This is a genomic window from Pseudomonas sp. 21LCFQ02 (assembly GCF_024129895.2).
Classification (GTDB): Bacteria; Pseudomonadota; Gammaproteobacteria; order Pseudomonadales; family Pseudomonadaceae; genus Aquipseudomonas.
Genome location: NZ_CM178749.1, coordinates 1,012,100 through 1,030,986, shown reverse-complemented (window position 1 = coordinate 1,030,986; position 18,887 = coordinate 1,012,100). Strand labels below are relative to the sequence as shown.

Here is an 18,887-nt window from a genome sequence, read left to right as displayed (position 1 = left end):
TTCATGAATACCGAAGGACTCACCCAAGCCACCGTAGAAGTCAGTGTTCAGGAGGCTACACCTGTGGTTGAGCCTGCCATTGAGCTTGAGCAGGTCGTCGAGACCCCTGTTACCGCGGCCCCTGCAGTTGTCGTTACCAACCTGGACGACAGCAGCCTGTACATCCACCGTGAACTGGCCCAATTGCAGTTCAACATCCGGGTGCTGGAGCAGGCGCTGGATGAGTCCTATCCGCTGCTGGAGCGGCTGAAGTTCCTGCTGATTTTTTCCAGCAACCTGGATGAGTTCTTCGAGATTCGCGTGGCGGGCCTCAAGAAACAGATCAATTTTGCCCGTGAGCTGGCCGGCGCCGATGGTTTGCAGCCGCACCAGGCGCTGGCGCGTATCAGCGAGCAGGTCCACGAGCAGGTGGATCGCCAGTACGCGATCCTCAACGACATCCTGTTGCCGGAGCTTGAAAAGCATCAGGTGCGCTTCATTCGTCGTCGTTACTGGACGGTCAAGCTCAAGACCTGGGTGCGCCGCTATTTCCGTGATGAAATCGCACCGATCATCACCCCGATCGGCCTGGACCCTACCCACCCGTTCCCGCTGCTGGTCAACAAGAGTCTGAACTTCATCGTCGAGCTTGAAGGCGTCGACGCCTTCGGTCGCGATTCGGGTCTGGCGATTATCCCGGCACCGCGCTTGCTGCCACGGGTCATCAAGGTGCCTGAAGACGTCGGTGGGCCTGGCGACAACTTCGTATTCCTGTCGTCGATGATCCATGCGCACGCCGATGACCTGTTCCAGGGTATGAAGGTCAAGGGCTGTTATCAGTTCCGGTTGACCCGTAACGCCGACCTGGCGCTGGACTCCGAGGACGTCGAAGACCTGGCCCGTGCCCTGCGCGGCGAGCTGTTCTCGCGTCGTTACGGTGACGCGGTACGCCTTGAGGTGGCAGATACCTGCCCGAAACACCTGTCAGACTACCTGCTCAAGCAGTTCAGCCTGAACGAGTCGGAGCTGTATCAGGTCAACGGCCCGGTCAACCTGACGCGCCTGTTCAGCATTACCGGTCTGGACAGTCATCCAGAGCTGCAATACCCGCCGTTCACCCCGGCGATTCCCAAATTGCTGCAGAACAGCGAAAACCTGTTCAGCGTGATCCGCAAGCAGGACATCCTGCTGTTGCACCCGTTCGAGTCCTTCACGCCGGTTGTCGACCTGCTGCGCCAGGCCGCCAAAGACCCGCATGTGCTGGCTGTGCGCCAGACCCTGTACCGCAGTGGTGCCAACTCCGAGATCGTCGATGCGCTGGTGGATGCGGCGCGCAACGGCAAGGAAGTCACGGCGGTCATTGAGCTGCGGGCACGTTTTGACGAAGAGTCGAACCTGCAACTGGCCAGCCGCCTGCAAGCGGCAGGTGCGGTAGTGATCTATGGTGTGGTCGGCTTCAAGACCCACTCCAAGATGATGCTGATCCTGCGCCGCGAGAACGGCGACATCGTGCGTTACGCGCACATGGGCACCGGTAACTACCATGCCGGCAACGCGCGGCTGTATACCGACTACAGCATGCTGACGTCCGATGATGCGCTGTGCGAAGACGTGTCCAAGCTATTCAGCCAGTTGATCGGCATGGGCAAGATCCTGCGCATGAAGAAGCTGCTGCATGCGCCGTTCACCCTCAAGAAGGGCATCCTGGACATGATTGCCCGGGAAACCCAGTTTGCCGCGGAAGGCAAGCCGGCGCATATCATTGCCAAGTTCAACTCGCTGACCGACCCGAAAGTCATCCGCGCGTTGTACAAGGCCAGCCAGGCCGGGGTGAAGATCGATCTGGTGGTGCGCGGCATGTGCTGCCTGCGACCGGGCATTGCGGGGGTGTCGCACAATATTCAGGTACGCTCGATCATCGGTCGCTTCCTGGAGCACACCCGGGTCTATTACTTCCTCAATGGCGGTGATGAGCAGATGTTCCTGTCCAGTGCCGACTGGATGGAGCGTAACCTCGACAAGCGTGTCGAGACCTGCTTCCCGGTGGACAGCAAGAAGTTGATCCTGCGGGTCAAGAAAGAGCTGGAGCTGTATCTGACCGATAACACCCATAGCTGGATTCTGCAGTCCGACGGCCGTTACATCCGTACCAGCCCGACCGGCAACCAGAATGCCCGCAGTGCCCAGGCGACCCTGCTGGAGCGCCTGAGCAAGCCGATCATCAGCGTGAGCTGAAGACGATCCCGACCCGGGTCAGCCACTCCGCTTCCAGCGCGAAGTCGGCCTGGGTCAGCTGGTTGTTTTCCAGCCAGCCGTCCGGGAACTGCGCGTCGAGGTTCGGACCGTCGGCGCGCAGCACCACCTGCGGCATTTCCTGAGTGCCACGGATGTGGTGGAACAGGATGGCGAAGCGCAGCAGCACGCACAGGCGAATCAGCTTGATGCCTTCATCACCGAATTCAGCGAACTTGTCCTTGGGGATGTTGCGGCGATGGCCGCGTACCAGCAGGGCCAGTTTCTGTTGGTCTTCATGGGAGAAACCTGCCAGGTCGGAGTGCTCGATCAGGTAGGCGCCATGCTTATGGTAGTGATAGTGGGCGATATCCAGCCCCACTTCATGCACCTTGGCGCCCCAGCTCAGCAGTTCGGCGTAGCTTTCATCTTCCAGGTCCCAGGCTGCGGCGACCTGTTCCAGCGCCATCAGTGCCTTGCGCTCGACCCGCGCAGCCTGCTCCATGTCGACGTGATAGCGCTCCATCAGGGAATTGAGGGTGCGTTCGCGGACGTCTTCGTGATGATGGCGGCCCAGCAGGTCGTAGAGCACGCCTTCACGCAGCGCGCCCTCGCAGTGATCCATGCGCTGCAGTTCCAGGGCATCGAAGATCGCCTCAAGAATGGACAGCCCGGCGGGGAAGATCGCCAGACGATCGGGCTTGATGCCTTCGAAGTCGATTTTTTCGATATCGCCCAGTTTGAACAGGCGGCGCTTGAGCCAGGCCAGACCTTCAGCGTTGACCTCGCCGGAACCATGCCCATTGGCCTTCAGTACCGCGCCGATGGCGCGAATGGTGCCTGAGGAGCCGATGGCCTCGTCCCATTTCAGGCGGTGCAGGCCCTGCTCGATGCTCATCAACTCCAGACGAGCTGCGGTGTAGGCCTGGGCATAGCGCGCCGGGGTGATCTTGCCATCGCGGAAATAACGCTGGGTGAAGCTGACGCAGCCCATCTGCAGGCTCTCGCGCAGCAATGGCTCGAAGCGCTGGCCAATGATGAATTCGGTGCTGCCGCCGCCGATATCGGCCACCAAGCGCTTGCCGGGGGTGTCGGCCAGGGTGTGCGAGACGCCCAGATAAATGAGGCGCGCTTCTTCGCGGCCGGAAATCACTTCTACGGGGTGGCCGAGAATGGCTTCGGCGCGATGAATGAATTCATTGCGGTTGCGGGCTTCACGCAGGGCATTGGTGCCGACAATCCGGACCGCGCCCAGTGGCAGACCGTTGATCAGTTGCGCAAAGCGCTTGAGGCAGTCCAGGCCGCGCTGCATCGACTCTTCGGTCAGTTGCCGCTCTTCATTAATGCCGGCCGCCAGCTGTACCTTCTCGCCCAGCCGCTCAAGAATGCGGATATCGCCCTGATTGGTCTTGGCCACCACCATATGGAAGCTGTTTGAGCCCAGGTCGATGGCAGCGATCAGAGAAAGATTCTTGGCTTTGGTGTGAGGCATGGTCAGGAGATTCCGGTCAATGACCGCAACATCCTGCCACGAACCATGGCGCACGCCAACGCGAAGCTGTACGGTGCGGCGTCATGGCGTGCTGAAAAAGCCGGTCACCGGTCCAATTGTCAGGCCCGCAAAAGCCGCATGAATCGTTGCCCTTACAAGGCTGAGTGGCCGGATATCCGTTCAGTGCGCTTGCGCTCAGGTGCTGAGCTATAACCACAGTGATGCGCCATCATAGACAGAGTCAATGATCGATTACTTCCTGAATGCCAGCAGGCCCGCTATGATGAACGACGTTTTTAGCCTAGCAACCCGGAGAATTCCATGAGCGACCTGATCAAACACGTCACTGACGCCACCTTCGAAGAAGTAGTTCTTCAGGCTCAGGGCCCCGTGCTGGTTGATTACTGGGCAGAATGGTGCGGCCCTTGCAAGATGATCGCTCCGGTTCTGGACGACATCGCTTCGACCTATGAAGGCCGGCTGACCATCGCCAAGCTGAACATCGACGAAAACGCCGACACCCCTGGCAAGCACGGTGTACGTGGTATCCCGACCCTGATGCTGTTCAAGAACGGCAACGTTGAAGCCACTAAAGTTGGCGCCCTGTCGAAGTCGCAACTGGCGGCTTTCCTCGACGCCCACCTGTAAGGCCGGGCTGTTCAAGACCCCGCTAAATGCGGGGTTTTTTTCAGGACGCGCACTAGACGCCTGAAAATCCAGATGTTACATTCGGCCCCGCAACGGTTTCTCCGTTGCCCCCTGCAAGCCGTCGCCGACGCTCTCCTTTCGATTCAGTACGCGATCCTTTCGCCATCTCTGCGGCGCGGTCTCATTAAGCCAGAGGCTTAATTTCCCCTCATATACGATTACTTCATTCCCATATGAACCTGACTGAACTCAAGCAAAAGCCGATTACCGATCTGCTCGAAATGGCCGAACAGATGGGCATAGAAAATATGGCCCGTTCGCGCAAGCAGGATGTGATTTTCGCCCTGCTCAAGAAGCACGCAAAGAGCGGCGAAGAAATCTCCGGTGATGGTGTGCTGGAGATCCTCCAGGACGGCTTCGGTTTCCTGCGTTCCGCAGATGCTTCCTATCTGGCCGGCCCGGACGATATCTACGTCTCGCCAAGCCAGATTCGCCGCTTCAACCTGCGTACCGGCGACACTATTGTCGGCAAGATCCGCCCTCCAAAGGAAGGCGAGCGTTATTTCGCCCTGCTCAAGGTTGACTCGATCAACTTCGACCGCCCGGAAAACGCCAAGAACAAGATCCTGTTCGAGAACCTGACCCCCCTGTTCCCGAACAAGCGCCTGAAAATGGAAGCCGGTAACGGCTCCACCGAAGACCTGACCGGCCGGGTCATCGACCTGTGCGCACCCATCGGTAAAGGTCAGCGTGGCCTGATCGTCGCTCCGCCAAAAGCGGGCAAGACCATCATGCTGCAGAACATTGCGGCCAATATCACCCGCAACAACCCTGAATGCCACCTGATCGTGTTGTTGATCGACGAGCGTCCGGAAGAAGTGACCGAAATGCAGCGCACCGTGCGCGGCGAAGTCGTCGCTTCGACCTTCGACGAGCCGCCGACCCGTCACGTGCAGGTTGCCGAGATGGTGATCGAGAAGGCCAAGCGGCTGGTCGAGCACAAAAAGGATGTGGTCATCCTGCTCGACTCCATCACCCGTCTGGCGCGCGCCTACAACACCGTGATCCCGAGCTCCGGTAAGGTCCTGACCGGTGGTGTCGATGCTCACGCCCTGGAGAAGCCGAAGCGTTTCTTCGGTGCTGCGCGTAACATCGAAGAAGGCGGTTCGCTGACCATCATCGCGACTGCGTTGATCGAAACCGGTTCGAAGATGGACGAAGTCATCTACGAAGAGTTCAAGGGTACTGGCAACATGGAACTGCCCCTGGACCGTCGGATCGCCGAGAAGCGCGTCTTCCCGGCCATCAATATCAACCGTTCCGGCACCCGCCGTGAAGAGTTGCTGACCGCCGACGACGAACTGCAACGCATGTGGATTCTGCGCAAGCTGCTGCACCCGATGGACGAAATCGCCGCCATCGAGTTCTTGACCGACAAGCTCAAGACGACCAAGACCAACGATGAGTTCTTCCTGTCCATGAAACGCAAGTAACGGACAGTCTCATCGAAAATGGCGCCCTCGCGGCGCCATTTTTTTTGCCTGCACGCTGGCGCGTCTGCACAGAGCAGGTACGATGTGCACCTCTTTGTAAAAGTGGCCGGGTCAATGAAATTCAAGGATCTAAGGGACTTCGTGCAGCAGCTTGAGCAGCGCGGAGAGTTGAAACGCATCCAGATGCCCATTTCCCCCGTACTGGAAATGACCGAGATCTGTGATCGCACCCTGCGAGCCAAGGGCCCGGCCCTGCTCTTCGAAAAGCCCGCCGGGTTCGATATTCCGGTATTGGGCAACCTGTTCGGCACCCCGCAGCGGGTCGCCATGGGCATGGGCGCGTCGTCCACTGACGAGCTGCGCGAGATCGGCAAACTGCTGGCCTTCCTTAAAGAGCCCGAGCCGCCCAAGGGTCTCAAGGACGCCTGGTCCAAGCTGCCGATCTTCAAGAAAGTCATCGCCATGGCGCCCAAGGTGGTCAAGGATGCGCCTTGCCAGGAAGTGGTCATTGAAGGTGATGACGTGGATCTTGGCATGCTGCCGGTGCAGACCTGCTGGCCGGGCGATGTCGCGCCGCTGATCACCTGGGGCCTGACCGTCACTCGCGGGCCGAACAAAGAGCGCCAGAACCTGGGCATCTATCGCCAGCAGGTGATCGGCCGCAACAAGGTCATCATGCGCTGGCTCAGCCATCGCGGCGGCGCGCTGGACTTCAAGGAATGGTGCGCGAAGAACCCCGGCAAGCCGTTCCCGGTATCGGTGGCTCTGGGTGCAGACCCGGCCACCATTCTCGGCGCTGTCACGCCAGTACCGGACAGCCTGTCCGAGTACGCGTTCGCCGGTCTGCTGCGCGACAGTCGCACTGAGCTGATCAAGTGCCGGGGCAACGACCTGCAAGTGCCGGCCACTGCCGAAATCGTTCTGGAAGGGGTGATTCATCCCGGCGAGATGGCCGACGAAGGCCCGTATGGCGATCACACCGGTTACTACAACGAAGTCGACAGTTTCCCGGTGTTCACCGTCGAGCGCATTACCCATCGGCAAAAGCCGATCTACCACAGCACCTACACTGGCCGGCCACCGGATGAGCCGGCGATTCTCGGGGTGGCGCTCAATGAAGTATTCGTGCCGATCCTGCAAAAGCAGTTCCCGGAGATCACTGACTTCTATCTACCGCCTGAGGGCTGCTCGTACCGCATGGCGGTAGTGACCATGAAGAAGCAGTACCCCGGCCATGCCAAGCGCGTGATGCTGGGTGTCTGGTCGTTCCTGCGACAGTTCATGTACACCAAGTTCGTTATCGTGACCGACGACGATATCAATGCGCGGGACTGGAACGACGTCATCTGGGCCATCACAACGCGCATGGACCCCAAGCGCGACACGGTGATGATCGACAACACGCCGATCGATTACCTGGACTTCGCCTCGCCGGTGTCGGGCCTGGGCTCGAAGATGGGCCTGGATGCCACGCACAAATGGCCGGGTGAAACCAGTCGCGAGTGGGGCCGGGTTATCGTCAAGGATGAGGCGGTCACACGCCGTGTGGACGAGATCTGGAATCAGCTGGGAATAGATTGATGCGCGTAACCTTGCAGCCTTCGGGCGCCGTTCTCGATACCTTGCCCGGCGAGGCCATTCTGGCGGCGGCCCAGCGGCTGGGCTATGAATGCCCGAACAGTTGCCGCAACGGTAACTGTCATGTCTGCGAAGCCCTGCTGGTCGAAGGCCGGGTCGCGCAGGCGGGCACAGAGCACGACCACGGCGAGATCTACACCTGTGTGGCTGAGCCGCTGGAAGACTGCATCGTGTTGTGGGACGGCGTGCTGGCCTTGGGTGAACTGCCGGTGCGCAAGCTGGCCTGCCAGGTCAGCGAGTGCGTGGCGGTCGGTGGCGATGTCTGGCGTATCGGCCTGCGCACGCCGGCGGGCAAACTGCCGCGCTATCACGCCGGCCAGTACCTGATGCTCGAACGTGACGGCGGCGGCAAGTCGGCGTTCTCGCTGGCCAGCGCACCGCACAGCGGCCGCGACCTGCAACTGCACGTGCTGGTCCGTGAGGCGGGCGCCCGAGCATTGCTTGAGCAATTGCAGCGTGACGGCATCGCCCGTGTCGAGCTGCCGTTGGGTGACACCCATCTGGCCGAGCTGCCCGATGGCCCGCTGGTGCTGATCGCCGCCGGTACCGGGATGGCGCAGATGCATAGTCTGATCGAGCATTGTCGGGCTAACGGCTTCAAGCATCCGGTGCATTTGTACTGGGGGGTGCGCCGTCCGGAGGACTTCTACGGTATCGAGCATTGGGAGCAGTGGCAGAGCCTGCCCAACCTGCATCTGCACAAGGTGGTCAGCGACCTGTGTGGCTGGGTCGGGCGCTGCGGGCTGCTGCACGAGGCTGTTCGCGAAGACATTGCCGACCTCTCAGGTGTTTATGTGTATGCCAGCGGCTCACCGGCAATGGTTTATGCAACCCTTGATGCGCTGGTCGAAGCGGGCATGGATGCACATCACATGCGCGCCGATGTGTTTGCCTACGCGCCACGCTGACGGCGCCAGGCTGTGGCGTGCGGCATATGACGAGTGCAGGGTCTGTTATTCCTAAAAGTTCTTGGTTTGCAGTGTATTTAGACCTGTTTTGCAGATTCGTGCGGTTGGATTAAAAATTGCTTCGTGCCAGTATGAAGCGGTGGCCAGAATCGTTTCATCGCTGGCCGCCTTATTCGTTTGGTACTCGCTTTTGCACGATCGGCAGGCCTGGAGAAAGCGTTTCATCGCACTGCAAGGCCGGCCATGACTGGCGCTGACCCCGCCAGGGGGATACATGGGCAATCCAATCAACGATCTCGCCGCAGCCGTACACGACGGTCTGGGGCTGACTTACCCTCCAGTTATTGACCTCGGTCCGCAGTTGACCCACGAGCAACTGCTGGCCTCGATGCACGCCACGCTGCAACAGCACCAGGGCGGGCCGGTCTGGCTGTTCGCTTATGGCTCGCTGATCTGGCGTCCGGAATGCTCTACCGTGGAGCGTCAGCGCGCGCGGGTGCACGGTTATCACCGCGGGCTGTACCTGTGGTCCCACGAGCATCGTGGCACGCCGGCAGCTCCCGGGCTGGTATTTGGTCTGGATCGTGGTGGCTCGTGCACTGGCGTTGCCTATCGTTTACCTGAGCACTGCCTGGAAGAGTCGTTGCTGGCGCTGTGGAAGCGCGAGATGCCTTACCCCTCCTATCGTCCGCACTGGCTCAGTTGCCGACTGGAGGATGGTCGCAAGATCAAGGCGTTAGGGTTTGTGCTGGAGCGGCATTTGCCCAGCTACGCAGGCAATCTGCCCGACAGCGTCCTGAGCCAGGTGCTGGCCAGCGCCTGTGGGCGCTCAGGAACGACTCACGATTATGTGCAGCAGACCGTTCAGGCGCTGCGCAGCCACGCCATGCCAGATCTTAATCTGGAGGCGCGGCTCAAGCGCTGTGCTGCACGCGCCTGAATCAGGCTGATTCAGGCCTTGCTTTCGCGTGAGGTGCTGGCGACCTGTTTGTGCTTAAGGGTTGGCGCCAGGAACGCCATGGCCAGGATGCAGGCACCGATCAACAGCACGAAGCCGCCGTCCCAGCCGTAGTGGTCCACGGTGTAACCAATCGCGGCACTGGCTGCGACCGAACCGCCCAGATAGCCGAACAGCCCGGTAAAACCTGCCGCAGTACCGGCAGCTTTCTTTGGCGCCAGTTCAAGGGCTTGCAGACCGATCAGCATGACCGGGCCGTAGATCAGGAAGCCGATCGAGACCAGGGCGATCATGTCTACGGTCGGGTTACCCGGCGGGTTCAGCCAATAGACCAGGGTGGCGACGGTCACCAGCGCCATGAACACCATGCCAGTCAGGCCGCGATTGCCCTTGAAGATCTTGTCTGACATCCAGCCACACAGCAGGGTGCCCGGAATACCTGCCCATTCGTACAGGAAATAGGCCCACGAGGTCTTGTCGACGGTGAAGTGCTTGGCTTCTTTCAGGTAGGTCGGTGCCCAGTCCAGTACGCCATAGCGCAGCAGATAGACGAACACGTTGGCCAAGGCGATGTACCACAGCAGTTTGTTGCGCAGCACATACTTGACGAAGATTTCCTTGGTGCTGAATTCCTGTTCGTGGCTGGCGTCGTAGCCTTGCGGGTAGTCGTTCTTGTATTGCTCGATCGGCGGCAGACCTACCGATTGCGGGGTGTCGCGCATGGTTGCGAACGCGAACACTGCCACCAGCAGAGCCACCGCCGCCGGCACATAGAACGCCGCATGCCAGTCGTTGGTCCAGCCCAGGCCGAGCAGGAACAGCGGACCGATCAGGCCGCCCCCGACGTTGTGCGCCACGTTCCACAACGACACGACGCCGCCGCGTTCTTTCTGCGACCACCAGTGCACCATGGTCCGCCCGCTGGGCGGCCAGCCCATGCCCTGGGCCCAGCCGTTGATGAACAGCAGGATAAACATGATCGTCACGCTGGACGTCGCCCAAGGTGCGAAACCGAACACGAACATGACACCCGCCGAGACCAGCAGGCCGAACGGCAGGAAGTAGCGTGGGTTGGAGCGGTCGGACACCAGCCCCATGAGGAACTTGGAAAGACCATAGGCAATGGCAATGGCCGACATCGCCACGCCCAGTTGGCCGCGGGTGTAGCCTTCCTCGATCAGGTAGGGCATGGCCAGCGAGAAGTTCTTGCGCAGCAGGTAGTAACCGGCATAACCGATGAAAATGCCGGCGAAGACCTGCCAGCGCAGACGCCGATAGGTGCTGTCGATCTGTTCTTCAGGCAGCGGGGCCTTGTGGGGGGCAGGACGGAAAAACGCAAACATTGGGGGATGCTCCGGTTCTTGTTCTTTTGCGAAAATGAATCTTACATTTTCGTTACAGAAAAAAGCAGCATCCTGATACAAAGAAATCGCAAAAAACTAATGTTTTCCGTTCATTTGTGAACATTGCCTGCCAGGCTTGAGCCACAGACAAGACCTCAGTGAAGCGGTCTATTGCAGAATTGTTCACTGGCATACCAGTTATTTCAGAGCGTTCCTACGCAACCCTCGGAAGCCATGAACTTCCGGGGCCCGGTAGCTGCGCCTAGCATCGCCTGCATTGCGCTCAAGCGCTTGACTGGCGGGCACCCAAATGAAATGGCTGATGATGGTTGTATGTTTATTCGCGTGTACGGCCGAGGGTGCGCCAGGGCTGCTGGTGCCGGTACGGACCCCGGCGCCGGACTTTCCGCAGCCGATGGTCCAGGCGCGGCACGCTGGCAAGGTGCGCGCGCTGATGGTGGTCAACGCCCAGGGTACGGTGGTCGAGGTCCAGGTGATCGAAAGCAGCCACCCGGCGCTGGCGCAGGCTGCACAGCAGGCGTTGAGCCGCTGGCAGTTCAGGCCCTGGCTCGGTACCGTCGGCGCCCCGGCGCGGGTCGCCTTTACCTTGCCGGTGATCTTCGGCTCTCACGGTCTGGCCAGCTTCAATACCGAGATCAACATCGGCCTTGGCAATGTTCGCTGCGCCTACCTCAACTATGAGGTCCAGGCCCAGATACGGCAGTTTCCCAATGCGTCACTGACCCAGATAGACCTGTTCTGGTACACCGGTCAATTCTTGCACAGCAGCTATGCGGCCTCGCAACACAGCGAAGCCGAACGCCACGACATGCTCAAAAAGCTGGAAGCGGCCATTCCCCGGATCATCAGAAGCTGTCGGCGCAATCCTGAGCGTCGTTATGGCGATTACTTGCCCCTACCGATCACAAGGATGCTGGTCACGGTGGCTGAGCCGCGGGAGGGGTTGTAAATGCCTGGCAAAAGCCGCCTTTCTCAGAGGCGGTTTTTTGCCCTGAAATTGGCTAGAAAAGGCACAGCTCCGCGCTTGGCCGGGTGGCACATGCCAGAAACGAAACAGGCCAGCCCGTCGTGTTGATTCGCCACCAGGATCAGGCCGCTTTCTCTTTCACAGTGACTTCCACTTCCAAATTTGCGCAAGCCAGCAGATTCACCAAGGCATCCAGGGAGAACTTGTCGATCTTCCCGTTCAGCAGCTCACTCAAGCGCGGCTGGGTGACGCGCAACTGTCGTGCCGCATCCTTTTGCGGCAGATCCCAGGACCGAACGGTCTTGGTCAGCACCCGCATCAGCTTGGAGCGCAGCCGAAGGTTCTCGGCTTCTTCTGGCGAATCAACCAACGCATCCCACACGGAGGTAGAGCGTTCGTTTGCCATTGTTTAAACCCTCTTTGTTGCATCCAGTTTGTTGAGAACAACACAACGAGTCTGAACTGTGGGTACAGCTTTACCCCTTGTCGTAAACGGAAGGGGTTGTCGACTCCCCCCCCCCAAAAAAAAATGATAGAGAGTGTCGCAGTATGTCTGTCAGTTCAGCGATTTGTACCTAGTTGCCGCCAGGTCAATATCGCGCTTTTCCGTCTTTTCAGTGGTCTTGCGAAACGCGTGCAGGACGTAAATTGCCTCCGATCGGTTCACCACATAAAACACGCGAAAACCCCACGATGCCGCTCATTGGGCTCCTGTTCGGGGGTAGTGCACTTCCGTGTCTTCAACTTATCTCGATACCGATATATCGTCAAACGCATGACGACGATTTATATCGATTTCGATATGTGGCAGAAAGTTGATCGTTGACATACCCGCACTGGGTCGGGATGAAGGGGTGGCCGGCAGGCGGGAAAAATAACCTGAAAAAAATAGGTTATCGCGCTATGTGCCTGGATCAGTCGTATATGGAGGCTCGACAAGGGCGCCTTGGGCGTACTTCGCTTGCTCGGGGTTGAATATTCCAGTGGGATGCTGACCCGCATTCGTTTGCGCTCGATCAAACGCTTGGCGGTGTGGTTGAGCATCTTACCCGCCGACACCACCAGGCTTTGGGGGCTATTCCTTTTCTCTCAGCGGCCGATATGATCTGCACAAGCGCTGTTCAGGTCACTGGCCTGTCGGTGAGAGGCTGTCAGCCGGAGGCCGTCGCCGCTTTCCTCCACAGGAAAGTTGCCGGACAATCCCGGTGCAAACGAATTGAAGGAGTGGATTGTGAAAGCGTGGATCTTGATGTTGCTGGCTCTGTCGCTGCCCGCCCTGGCGCAGGCTGAAGAGAAGAAGGAAGAAGATGCCGCGCCCAAGCCGGCTTATGTGAGCCTGGCGCCGCCCTTTGTGGGCAATTACGCGCTCGATGGCGGTCCGAAGCTGCGCGTTTACAAGGCCGATATTGCCGTGCGGGTCACCGGCGCCGATGCGCAGACTGCGGTCAAGCGCAATGACGCCTTGATCCGCAACCAGTTGGTGGCGCTGTTCTCGCAGCAGACGGTCGAGAGCATGAGTTCGGCCGAGGCCAAGGAGGCGCTGCGCCAGGAAGCCCTCAAGCAGGTCCAGCAGGTGCTGACCACCGAAGAGGGCAAGCCGATCGTGGAAGACCTGCTGTTCAACAACCTGATCGCCCAGTAATCAGCGCAAGGCCAGGATCGCCGCCCACTGCTCGGCGGTCACTGGCATCACCGACAGGCGGCTGCCTTTCTGTACCAGAGGCAGCTGTTCCAGCGCGCTTTGCTGTTTGAGAAAGTCCAGCCCCAACACGTTCGGGAAGATCGCTTCGAAGCTCACTTCGATAGCGCTCCACGGATTCTTGTCTGCATTGGCCTTGGCATCGAAGTAGTGGCTGTCCGGGTCCAGCGCCGTCGGGTCCGGGTAGGCCGTGCGGGTGATGGTGCCGATCCCGGCAATGCCCGGTTGCGGGCAACTGGAATGGTAGAAAAAGAATGAGTCGCCCTCGGCCATGGCGCGCAGGAAGTTGCGTGCCTGGTAGTTGCGTACCCCGTCCCAGCGCGCCGTGCCCAGGCGCTGCAGGTCGCTGATCGAGAACTCGTCGGGCTCGGACTTCATCAGCCAATAGGCCACGTTGCATACTCCTGTTACAAAGAAAAACAAGGTGATCACAAAACCGACAGCCGGTTGACGTCAGGATTTGCGTACTCGTTCACGTTATCGCAAAATGCCGCACCTTTTTTCGTCACCGCTGTTGCACGGCCGTTCTGTACCCGTTGCTGACAACGTATTGATTCGCTGCAGGAGGGCAATCAATGAAACGCAAGCCGGATCTTCTCTGGATTCTCGTCATCGTCTTCGGCTTGGGTATTGTCACCACCGGCTACGCGCAAAGTCTCTGGGCCAGCAAGCCTGATGCGCCTGTAGAAATTACCCAGCAGAAGCAGAAGGTACCGGGTCGCAACAACTGACCCGTCCGCTCAAGCCAGATACCAGCGCTTGTCCGACACCGTCCCCAGCAGCGGGATGTCCCAACTGGCCAGTGCCAGCCGCTCGACTTTCTGACATTCGTGGGCCAGGCCCAGCAGCGTCGGCTTGCGCCAGGTCTGGCGGCGGCTGCGATAGGCCAGGCTGCGGTCATAGAAGCCGCCGCCCATGCCCAGCCGTCCACCGTGTTCATCGAACCCCACTAGCGGCATCAGGATCAGGTCAAGCGCCCAGATCCGGCGTTGTTTCGCGCGATTGATGCGCGGTTCGGGAATGCGGAAACGGTTGGGCTTGAACGCCTCGCCGCGGCGCACGCGCTGGAAGACCATTTTGGTTCGCGGCCAGGCATCGAGTACCGGCAGGTAAGTGGCCTTGCCACGGCGCTGGGCGGCCTGCAGCAGGTAGCGGGGGTCGATTTCTCCGTCATTGGCCAGATACAGCGAGATGTGTCGGGCGCGGCGAAACAGCGGATGCTGGGCCAGTTGCCGATACAGATTGCGCGCCGCTTCGCGTTGCTGGCTGCGGCTCAGGGCGCGGCGGGCTTTGCGCAACTGGCGGCGTAACTGCGGGCGGGTCAGCGCTGTGGCGCTGGTCATGAACGGGACGTCATGCAGGCAGATCCCCAGGCACGAGGAAGGCAAACCATCGCTTTGGCAGCCATGGCAGAAAATGGGACTCCCCAACGAGCCGCTGTCGGTGTAGCCCTTGAACCCGAAAGTTCAAGGTGGAGATTACAGGGGGTTTTAAGGCTTTCCGTCGAGCGGACATGCACACCAACCCCACGTGCAACCCCCGTGGTTGTGCGTATCGGCTCAGGGACATGACCGACTGGCAAACACTTCAGGGAGCGGCGCAAGTATACAGAAACGTTACGAAATATTCAGCTCCGTGACGAATCGGCTGTGGCCGGTGCGTCGTTGGCGAGGGCCAGGTCAACGCGTTCGAGCAGGTCACGGACCTGTTCACGGGTCGAGCCATTGACCTGCAGGTCGGGCAAATTCTGCTTGTGCAGCAGGTCATGGGTGATATTGAGGGCCGCCATCACTGCGATGCGGTCAGCGCCGATCACCTTGCCGCTGCTGCGGATTTCGCGCATTTTGCCGTCCAGGTAGCGGGCGGCGCCGATCAGGTTGGTGCGCTCTTCCTGAGGGCAGATGATCGAATATTCCTTATCGAGGATTTGGACAGTGACGCTGTTGCCGTTGCTCATGAGTCTTGCTCCAGGGCCTTGAGGCGCGAAATCAGTGACTCGACCTTCTGCCGGGCGATTTCGTTCTTTTCGATGAGGTGGGCGCGTTCCTCGCGCCAGGTCTTCTCCTGAGCTAATAGGAACGCGTTTTGGCCTTTTAGTTGCTCGACACGTTCGAGCAACAGCTCCAGCCGGTTCATCAGTGCTTGCAGGTCGGCGTCTGTCATGGGTCCCTACTGATTACTTTCTGATGAGCGGCGCGGCTCAGGGGCGGGAGCGCCGGGTCGACAAACCTGTCACTTGGATACTTTGGGGCTTTCAGCTTGTGCTCAAACGCTAACAGCCCCTACGATACAAGGCCTTCATTCTAGACATTGCGCCGTTTGGCGACCAGCTACCCATGCCCACGACAAATTCTCCGTACAAAGCTTTCGCCACCTTGTTGAGCAGCGCCGGTCATCCGGTTTCTCCTGCCGAGCTGCATGGCCTGTTATTGGGCCGCAGTTGCGCCGGCGCCGGTTTTGATAGCGAAGGCTGGTTTGCCGATGCTTCGATACTGCTGGAGACCGAGCCGCAAGACAACGTGCGCCAGGCGCTGATTGGCCTGCAGGAAATGGTCAAGGGCGAACTGAGCGGCGAAGACATGACCGTTGTGCTGTTGCTGCCGGGCGACGATGAACCGCTGGCCGAACGTGCCGGCGCTCTGGGTCAGTGGTGCCAGGGTTTCCTGTCGGGCTTTGGCCTGGCAGCTGGCGAGCGGGTTCTGAGCATCGAGGCCACTGAGGTGCTGCAGGACCTGGCGGCCATCGCTCAGGTCCAGGACGCGCTGGAAGAGTCCGAAGACGGCGAAAGCGACTACATGGAAGTCATGGAATACCTGCGTGTGGCGCCGCTGCTGCTGTTCTCCGAGTGCGTCAAAACAGACGCTGCCCAGCCGCAGCCCAAGCCGTCCCTGCACTGATTCCCACTCTGCGCTGCCGCCGCCGCCAATGCTGCGGCCGGCACGCCTCACCGGGAGATGCCCCTTGCCGATGATCCACATCCCGAAATCCGAATATGCCCGGCGCCGCAAGGCTCTGATGGAGCAGATGGAGCCCAACAGCATCGCCATCCTGCCCGCCGCAGCCGTGGTGATCCGCAATCGCGATGTTGAGCATGTGTATCGCCAGGACAGCGACTTTCAGTACCTGAGCGGCTTTCCTGAGCCCGAAGCGGTGGTGGTGCTGATACCAGGCCGTGAGTACGGTGAGTACGTGCTGTTCTGCCGCGAGCGCAACCCCGAACGAGAGCTGTGGGACGGGCTGCGTGCCGGGCAGGAAGGGGCGATTCGTGATTACGGCGCGGATGACGCTTTTCCGATCAATGACATCGACGACATCCTGCCGGGGCTGATCGAAGGCCGCGACCGGGTGTATTCGGCGATGGGCAGCAATGCCGAGTTCGACCGTCACCTGATGGAGTGGATCAACAGCATCCGTTCCAAGGCGCATCTCGGCGCCCAGCCGCCCAACGAATTCGTTGCCCTGGATCACCTGCTGCATGACATGCGCCTGTATAAATCGGCAGCCGAGGTCAAAGTCATGCGCTACGCGGCGCAGGTCTCGGCCCGTGCCCATGTCCGAGCGATGCAGGCTGCGCAGGCCGGATTGTACGAGTTCAGCCTGGAAGCGGAGCTTGAGTACGAGTTTCGCAAGGGCGGTGCGCGGATGCCGGCCTATGGTTCGATTGTCGCGTCTGGACGCAACGCCTGCATCCTGCACTACCAGGAAAACAGCGCGCCGCTGAAAAACGGCGATCTGGTGCTGATCGATGCCGGTTGCGAGATCGACTGCTATGCCAGTGACATCACCCGAACCTTTCCGGTCAGCGGTGTGTTCAGCGCAGAGCAGAAAGCGATTTATGAACTGGTGCTCAAGGCCCAGCAGGCGGCTTTCGATGCCATTGGTCCGGGCAAACACTGGAACCAGGCCCATGAGGCTACGGTGCAGGTCATCACCGCCGGGCTGGTGGAGCTGGGCTTGCTGCAGGGCGATGTCGGGCAACTGATCGAGGATGGCGCCTACAAGGCGTTCTACATGCACCGCGCCGGTCACTGGCTGGGCATGGATGTGCATGATGTCGGCGACTACAAGGTCGGCGGCGAATGGCGGGTACTCGAAGTGGGCATGGCACTGACCGTTGAACCGGGAATCTATATCGCAGCGGACAACAAGAACGTGGCGAAGAAATGGCGAGGGATCGGCGTGCGAATCGAAGACGATGTGGTGGTGACCCGGCAGGGCTGTGAAATCCTTACCGGTGATGTGCCCAGAACCGTGGCCGAGATCGAGGCGCTGATGGCTGCTGCCAGAGCGGTGGCGGCATGAGCCGTTTCAATCTGGCCATCGTCGGCGGCGGGCTGGTCGGTGCGAGCCTGGCCCTGGCCCTGCAGGCAGGCGCCCGCGAGCGCGGCTGGAAGATCGTCCTGATCGAGCCGTTCGCGCCGGGTGACACCTTTCAGCCAAGCTATGATGCACGCTCGTCAGCCTTATCGTTTGGCGCCCGGCGCATCTATGAGCGGCTGGGCGTGTGGCAAGAGATTGCCCGACGTGCCGAGCCGATCCTGCAGATCCAGGTCTCCGACCGTGGGCGTTTCGGCGCTACGCGGTTGTCGGCCCTCGAAGAGGGTGTTCCGGCACTCGGTTACGTGGCCGAAAACGCCTGGCTGGGCCAGTGCCTGTGGCAGGCGCTGGACCGTGAGGTGGTCAGCTGGCGCGTACCTGCTGAAGTGCAGAAGATGCAGGCGATCGACCAGGGCTTTCGGTTGGCCCTGAGTGACGAATCCGAACTCGAATGCGACCTGGCCGTGCTGGCCGATGGCGGGCGTTCCAGCCTGCGCGAGCAACTGGGCATCAGTGTCCGTCAGCGACCGTACGGGCAGACGGCGCTGATCGCCAACATCACCCCCAGCGAAGCACATTGCGGGCAGGCGTTCGAGCGGTTCACCGAGCAAGGCCCCATGGCCTTGCTGCCGCTGCCGGAAAACCGCTGTGCGCTGGTCTGGACCCGCACCGGTGACGATGCCCGGCGCCTGGCCGCGCTCGACGATCGCAGCTTTCTGGCCGAGTTGCAGCAAGCCTTCGGCTATCGCCTGGGCAAGCTGTGTCAGGTCGGCGCGCGGCATGTGTACCCGCTGACACTGGTCGAAGCCGACGAGCAGGTGCGTTCGCATCTGGTGGTGCTGGGCAACGCCGCGCACAGCCTGCATCCGATTGCCGGGCAAGGTTTCAACCTGTCATTGCGCGATGCCGACGCCCTGGCCCAGACCCTGCTGCAAAGCGCTCAGGCACCCGGTGACCTGGCGACGCTGCAACGCTACCGCGAGCACCAGCAACTGGATCAGCAACTGACCGTCGGTTTCTCCGACAAGGTCACCCGGCTGTTTGGCAGCACCCGTGCGGTGGTCACTACCGGGCGCAATCTGGGCCTGTTGGGTCTGGATCTGCTGCCGCCGGCCAAGCGCTGGTTTGCCCGCCAGGCCATGGGCCTGGGAACCCGCTCCGATGCGTAACCTTTACCCCAAGATTCAAGCGA

General features: G+C 60.3%; 19 protein-coding genes, 1 other RNA gene and 1 pseudogene. 12 read left to right on the top strand and 9 right to left on the bottom strand.

Features of this window, described 5'->3' with window-relative positions; genetic code table 11:
* The first annotated feature begins 3 nt into the window (after positions 1-3).
* Entirely contained in the window at positions 4-2,214 is a 2,211-nt protein-coding gene (ppk1, locus tag NJC40_RS04875; RefSeq protein WP_253139925.1) for a polyphosphate kinase 1, read from the top strand.
* Here ppk1 and ppx read toward each other — a convergent pair.
* Positions 2,201-3,703, bottom strand: a complete 1,503-nt coding sequence (gene ppx, locus NJC40_RS04870; RefSeq protein WP_045484809.1) for an exopolyphosphatase — start codon at positions 3,701-3,703, stop codon at positions 2,201-2,203. The genes ppk1 and ppx overlap by 14 nt on opposite strands.
* Positions 3,704-4,024: 321 nt before the next feature.
* On the opposite strand from ppx, the gene trxA reads away from it, so the two are divergent.
* From trxA to NJC40_RS04845, 5 genes are all read left to right on the top strand, one after another.
* On the top strand, positions 4,025-4,351 hold the full coding sequence (gene trxA, locus NJC40_RS04865; protein WP_045484807.1) for a thioredoxin TrxA: 327 nt from the start codon (positions 4,025-4,027) through the stop codon (positions 4,349-4,351).
* Positions 4,352-4,584: 233 nt separating this feature from the next.
* Positions 4,585-5,844 carry a transcription termination factor Rho gene (rho, locus tag NJC40_RS04860; protein ID WP_045484805.1) on the top strand — a complete coding sequence of 420 codons (1,260 nt, stop codon included), beginning with the start codon at positions 4,585-4,587 and terminating at the stop codon, positions 5,842-5,844.
* A 114-nt stretch (positions 5,845-5,958) separates the two neighbouring features.
* Complete coding sequence (gene ubiD / locus NJC40_RS04855) at positions 5,959-7,425, top strand: 4-hydroxy-3-polyprenylbenzoate decarboxylase (RefSeq protein ID WP_045484803.1); 1,467 nt, start codon at positions 5,959-5,961, stop codon at positions 7,423-7,425.
* Positions 7,425-8,390, top strand: coding sequence for a CDP-6-deoxy-delta-3,4-glucoseen reductase (locus NJC40_RS04850; protein WP_253139927.1), 966 nt, complete (start codon positions 7,425-7,427; stop codon positions 8,388-8,390). Before ubiD ends, NJC40_RS04850 begins: the two co-directional genes overlap by 1 nt.
* Positions 8,391-8,664: 274 nt before the next feature.
* On the top strand, positions 8,665-9,330 hold the full coding sequence (locus NJC40_RS04845) for a gamma-glutamylcyclotransferase (RefSeq protein ID WP_045484797.1): 666 nt from the start codon (positions 8,665-8,667) through the stop codon (positions 9,328-9,330).
* An 11-nt stretch (positions 9,331-9,341) separates the two neighbouring features.
* Here the strand turns inward: NJC40_RS04845 and glpT are convergent, their stop codons facing one another.
* Positions 9,342-10,691 carry a glycerol-3-phosphate transporter gene (glpT, locus tag NJC40_RS04840; protein WP_045484794.1) on the bottom strand — a complete coding sequence of 450 codons (1,350 nt, stop codon included), beginning with the start codon at positions 10,689-10,691 and terminating at the stop codon, positions 9,342-9,344.
* 322 nt (positions 10,692-11,013) lie between these two features.
* Between glpT and NJC40_RS04835 the strand changes: the two genes are divergently transcribed.
* Positions 11,014-11,661, top strand: a complete 648-nt coding sequence (locus NJC40_RS04835; RefSeq protein ID WP_253139929.1) for a TonB family protein — start codon at positions 11,014-11,016, stop codon at positions 11,659-11,661.
* Between the two features lie 139 nt (positions 11,662-11,800).
* Here NJC40_RS04835 and NJC40_RS04830 read toward each other — a convergent pair whose 3' ends face one another.
* Positions 11,801-12,085 (bottom strand): helix-turn-helix domain-containing protein, encoded by a 285-nt coding sequence (locus NJC40_RS04830; protein ID WP_253139930.1) that lies wholly within the window; start codon positions 12,083-12,085, stop codon positions 11,801-11,803.
* Positions 12,086-12,235: 150 nt separating this feature from the next.
* A pseudogene (locus NJC40_RS04825) lies at positions 12,236-12,364 on the bottom strand (type II toxin-antitoxin system RelE/ParE family toxin); the annotation flags it as partial.
* Between the two features lie 546 nt (positions 12,365-12,910).
* On the opposite strand from NJC40_RS04825, the gene NJC40_RS04815 reads away from it, so the two are divergent.
* On the top strand, positions 12,911-13,321 hold the full coding sequence (locus NJC40_RS04815; protein ID WP_045484780.1) for a flagellar basal body-associated protein FliL: 411 nt from the start codon (positions 12,911-12,913) through the stop codon (positions 13,319-13,321).
* On the opposite strand, the gene NJC40_RS04810 is transcribed toward NJC40_RS04815, so the two are convergent.
* The gene (locus tag NJC40_RS04810) at positions 13,322-13,771 is read right to left on the bottom strand and encodes an EVE domain-containing protein (RefSeq protein WP_045484777.1); all 450 of its coding nucleotides are present in this window, start codon (positions 13,769-13,771) and stop codon (positions 13,322-13,324) included.
* Between the two features lie 182 nt (positions 13,772-13,953).
* Here NJC40_RS04810 and NJC40_RS04805 point away from each other — a divergent pair, with 182 nt between their 5' ends.
* Positions 13,954-14,109: a hypothetical protein gene (locus tag NJC40_RS04805; RefSeq protein WP_144403210.1), complete on the top strand. Its 156-nt coding sequence runs from the start codon at positions 13,954-13,956 to the stop codon at positions 14,107-14,109.
* 9 nt (positions 14,110-14,118) lie between these two features.
* Here the strand turns inward: NJC40_RS04805 and NJC40_RS04800 are convergent, their stop codons facing one another.
* From NJC40_RS04800 to NJC40_RS04785, 4 genes are all read right to left on the bottom strand, one after another.
* Positions 14,119-14,721: a 5-formyltetrahydrofolate cyclo-ligase gene (locus NJC40_RS04800; RefSeq protein WP_045484774.1), complete on the bottom strand. Its 603-nt coding sequence runs from the start codon at positions 14,719-14,721 to the stop codon at positions 14,119-14,121.
* A 76-nt stretch (positions 14,722-14,797) separates the two neighbouring features.
* Positions 14,798-14,975: non-coding RNA, 6S RNA (gene ssrS / locus NJC40_RS04795), on the bottom strand.
* Positions 14,976-15,005: 30 nt separating this feature from the next.
* Entirely contained in the window at positions 15,006-15,335 is a 330-nt protein-coding gene (locus NJC40_RS04790; protein ID WP_045484771.1) for a cell division protein ZapA, read from the bottom strand.
* Entirely contained in the window at positions 15,332-15,541 is a 210-nt protein-coding gene (locus tag NJC40_RS04785; RefSeq protein ID WP_045484768.1) for a TIGR02449 family protein, read from the bottom strand. Before NJC40_RS04785 ends, NJC40_RS04790 begins: the two co-directional genes overlap by 4 nt.
* Before the next feature lie 173 nt (positions 15,542-15,714).
* On the opposite strand from NJC40_RS04785, the gene NJC40_RS04780 reads away from it, so the two are divergent.
* From NJC40_RS04780 to ubiH, 3 genes are all read left to right on the top strand, one after another.
* A complete protein-coding gene (locus tag NJC40_RS04780) occupies positions 15,715-16,275 on the top strand; it encodes a YecA/YgfB family protein (RefSeq protein WP_253139932.1) in 561 nt (186 codons plus the stop codon).
* A 70-nt stretch (positions 16,276-16,345) separates the two neighbouring features.
* Positions 16,346-17,680 (top strand): Xaa-Pro aminopeptidase, encoded by a 1,335-nt coding sequence (gene pepP, locus NJC40_RS04775; protein ID WP_045484762.1) that lies wholly within the window; start codon positions 16,346-16,348, stop codon positions 17,678-17,680.
* Positions 17,677-18,864: a 2-octaprenyl-6-methoxyphenyl hydroxylase gene (ubiH, locus tag NJC40_RS04770; protein ID WP_253139934.1), complete on the top strand. Its 1,188-nt coding sequence runs from the start codon at positions 17,677-17,679 to the stop codon at positions 18,862-18,864. Before pepP ends, ubiH begins: the two co-directional genes overlap by 4 nt.
* Positions 18,865-18,887: the final 23 nt, after the last annotated feature.

Bases quoted from the DNA above. Each gene is read 5' to 3' on its own strand.
- ppk1 (WP_253139925.1), top strand. From the start codon at position 4: ATGAATACCGAAGGACTCACCCAAGCCACCGTAGAAGTCAGTGTTCAG.
- ppx (WP_045484809.1), bottom strand. From the start codon at position 3,703: ATGCCTCACACCAAAGCCAAGAATCTTTCTCTGATCGCTGCCATCGAC.
- trxA (WP_045484807.1), top strand. From the start codon at position 4,025: ATGAGCGACCTGATCAAACACGTCACTGACGCCACCTTCGAAGAAGTA.
- rho (WP_045484805.1), top strand. From the start codon at position 4,585: ATGAACCTGACTGAACTCAAGCAAAAGCCGATTACCGATCTGCTCGAA.
- ubiD (WP_045484803.1), top strand. From the start codon at position 5,959: ATGAAATTCAAGGATCTAAGGGACTTCGTGCAGCAGCTTGAGCAGCGC.
- NJC40_RS04850 (WP_253139927.1), top strand. From the start codon at position 7,425: ATGCGCGTAACCTTGCAGCCTTCGGGCGCCGTTCTCGATACCTTGCCC.
- NJC40_RS04845 (WP_045484797.1), top strand. From the start codon at position 8,665: ATGGGCAATCCAATCAACGATCTCGCCGCAGCCGTACACGACGGTCTG.
- glpT (WP_045484794.1), bottom strand. From the start codon at position 10,691: ATGTTTGCGTTTTTCCGTCCTGCCCCCCACAAGGCCCCGCTGCCTGAA.
- NJC40_RS04835 (WP_253139929.1), top strand. From the start codon at position 11,014: ATGATGGTTGTATGTTTATTCGCGTGTACGGCCGAGGGTGCGCCAGGG.
- NJC40_RS04830 (WP_253139930.1), bottom strand. From the start codon at position 12,085: ATGGCAAACGAACGCTCTACCTCCGTGTGGGATGCGTTGGTTGATTCG.
- NJC40_RS04805 (WP_144403210.1), top strand. From the start codon at position 13,954: ATGAAACGCAAGCCGGATCTTCTCTGGATTCTCGTCATCGTCTTCGGC.
- NJC40_RS04800 (WP_045484774.1), bottom strand. From the start codon at position 14,721: ATGACCAGCGCCACAGCGCTGACCCGCCCGCAGTTACGCCGCCAGTTG.
- NJC40_RS04790 (WP_045484771.1), bottom strand. From the start codon at position 15,335: ATGAGCAACGGCAACAGCGTCACTGTCCAAATCCTCGATAAGGAATAT.
- NJC40_RS04785 (WP_045484768.1), bottom strand. From the start codon at position 15,541: ATGACAGACGCCGACCTGCAAGCACTGATGAACCGGCTGGAGCTGTTG.
- NJC40_RS04780 (WP_253139932.1), top strand. From the start codon at position 15,715: ATGCCCACGACAAATTCTCCGTACAAAGCTTTCGCCACCTTGTTGAGC.
- pepP (WP_045484762.1), top strand. From the start codon at position 16,346: ATGATCCACATCCCGAAATCCGAATATGCCCGGCGCCGCAAGGCTCTG.
- ubiH (WP_253139934.1), top strand. From the start codon at position 17,677: ATGAGCCGTTTCAATCTGGCCATCGTCGGCGGCGGGCTGGTCGGTGCG.